This window comes from Bradyrhizobium sp., assembly GCF_049586575.1.
Lineage (GTDB): Bacteria > Pseudomonadota > Alphaproteobacteria > Rhizobiales > Xanthobacteraceae > Bradyrhizobium.
Map to the genome: position 1 here is coordinate 1 of NZ_JBAVCF010000669.1, position 1,933 is coordinate 1,933.

Consider the following 1,933-nt stretch of genomic DNA (forward strand, 5'->3'; position numbering starts at 1 on the left):
TGATCGAATTCGCCGCTTGTGGCGCAGGGACTTCGGATCGGCGGTACTAGCCGCCAACGCCATCTCAATAACGCCAGCGCGACGGTGGGCGGCGCGGCTGCCGCGTCATCAACAGCGCCAGCGCAAAGCCGATGCCGCCTGCGATCAACAACGAGCCGAGCGGGTTGTCTTGCACGCCTTTCGCAATCGCTTGCGTGCCGTCGCGGAAACTATCGCCGCTTTTTTCATACGAATCCTTGGCATAGCCGATCGCCGCATCCTTGGCATCGCGGGCGGCGTCCTTCGCCTGGCCATAGAGGTTTTGCGCCGTGCCTGACGCCTCGCGAAAGCGTCCTTCGGCCTGGGTCCTTGCATCGCCGGCCACACCGCCGACTGCGCCTTCGACCTTGCCCGCGAAATCCTTTGCCGATCCGGCAATTCGATCCTTGTCCATCGCATGCTCCCTTGTGAGGTTCTGCAAACTAATAGACGGGACCGGTTTCTGTTCCGGACGGCTTCGCCGCTACTTTGTCGCGGCAACTTTCCGTGGAGATCTTTGCGCTCTGGCACCCAAATGCCAGCCAGATACCCGGTTCGCGACGGCAGATTTGGCCACTGAAACTCAAGCCGGTTTGCAGCCGTAACTTGAGGCGATGGCGGTACTCCTCCTCTGCATGTTTCCTGTCGCCGTCAGCGGCCCCGGACTCGTTTACCCGGGCCGGGGCCGTTCTGTCACACTTGAGGCCGCAACCCGGGACAGTGTAGGTTGCCCCTTATGTTTGGGGATTACTCGATCAAGGAAATACTGGCCTGGGGCGGCGGGCTGTTGCTGGCCGCCGCGCTTGTCATTCTCGGGGTGATCTTTTCGGTTGATCGGCTTGTCGACCCTCCCAGTCTGGAGGACCCCCTGACCAGGCAGGGCGGCCTCAAACCAGCTCAGGATGTTCGGCAGAAGTGATGGGGCAAGCCGGCGAGAAAACTGAAACGAGCCGCCAACCCAGGCGGCGTATCAAAGATCATCGATGGATTTAAGTATCTTCCTGTTTCTGCTCGCCGCGACGACACTGGAAACCATTGGGGACGCCATCGTTCGAGTTGGCATCGCGCAGACCGCCTGGCTGCCGCGCGGTGCGTTATTCGTTGCCGGGGCGGCCTTTCTTTTTGGCTATGGCTTCTCGCTCAATCTCGCACCGGTCGAGTTCGGCCGCGTCGTCGGGCTCTACATCGCCACCCTTTTTGTGGTGTGGCAAATCGTCAACCTGGTGGTATTCGGCAGTCCTCCGGGAATGCAGGTTTGGTTCGGCGGCGCGCTGATCGTCGCAGGCGGACTTATCGTCACCTTCTGGAGGTGAGAAGGAGCTGCGGCTGCCGGATGCTTATTCCGGCCCTGACGGCCGCTAACCAAACACGCGCTGTCGGGAATCAGGACAGCGTTTTAGACGGTATTCGTCCGGGTACCTGATTCTGTACCAATCAACGGCCGGGGGGAGCAAATACGGACCTCAATGAAAGAGGCCACCCGCCTGGGCGGCGGTCTATTTATCGTCGCGTTTTACAGCTTTGCCAGTTTTGAGATTGATGAAATGGAGACCATCGCAGGCGAGGCAGGTCACCGATTCATAATCGTGATCCGGCAGTGGGCCTTCAAACCGATGCTGCACATTCTTTTTGGTCACCGGACAGGTGAAAATCACGTTTGTTGCCATAAGCTAACGGTAGCACGGTAGGCCAATCAGGTCGCTTCCGGTTCGATACGTAGGCTTATTCTGCCGCGTTCGATTTGGGGTTTCTGGCGCGCCACTCGGCCAGCTTGGCTTCTTCTTCCGAGAGCAGCTTGCGCATGGTCGCGATCTTTCTGGCGTCCGTTTCGGTAGCCCGCAGTTCTTTGTAATGGGCGATATTCGCCTGAAAGATGAAATCCAGCGTGGCTCGCTCCCCTTCGCTGTGCTTGAGC

At 59.2% G+C, this 1,933-nt stretch carries 5 protein-coding genes; 3 read left to right on the plus strand and 2 right to left on the minus strand.

Going from position 1 to position 1,933, the window contains the following annotated elements:
* Positions 1 to 64: 64 nt before the first annotated feature.
* Complete coding sequence (locus WB528_RS24550) at positions 65 to 433, minus strand: CsbD family protein (RefSeq protein ID WP_423891577.1); 369 nt, start codon at positions 431 to 433, stop codon at positions 65 to 67.
* Positions 434 to 745: 312 nt separating this feature from the next.
* Between WB528_RS24550 and WB528_RS24555 the strand changes: the two genes are divergently transcribed.
* From WB528_RS24555 to WB528_RS24565, 3 genes are all read left to right on the plus strand, one after another.
* Positions 746 to 937, plus strand: coding sequence for a hypothetical protein (locus WB528_RS24555; protein WP_423891579.1), 192 nt, complete (start codon positions 746 to 748; stop codon positions 935 to 937).
* Between the two features lie 64 nt (positions 938 to 1,001).
* Entirely contained in the window at positions 1,002 to 1,331 is a 330-nt protein-coding gene (locus WB528_RS24560; protein ID WP_423891582.1) for a hypothetical protein, read from the plus strand.
* 153 nt (positions 1,332 to 1,484) lie between these two features.
* On the plus strand, positions 1,485 to 1,706 hold the full coding sequence (locus tag WB528_RS24565) for a hypothetical protein (RefSeq protein WP_423891583.1): 222 nt from the start codon (positions 1,485 to 1,487) through the stop codon (positions 1,704 to 1,706).
* A gap of 34 nt (positions 1,707 to 1,740) precedes the next feature.
* Here WB528_RS24565 and WB528_RS24570 read toward each other — a convergent pair.
* The coding region (locus tag WB528_RS24570; protein ID WP_423891585.1) for a hypothetical protein at positions 1,741 to 1,933 on the minus strand (193 nt) is incomplete at its 5' end.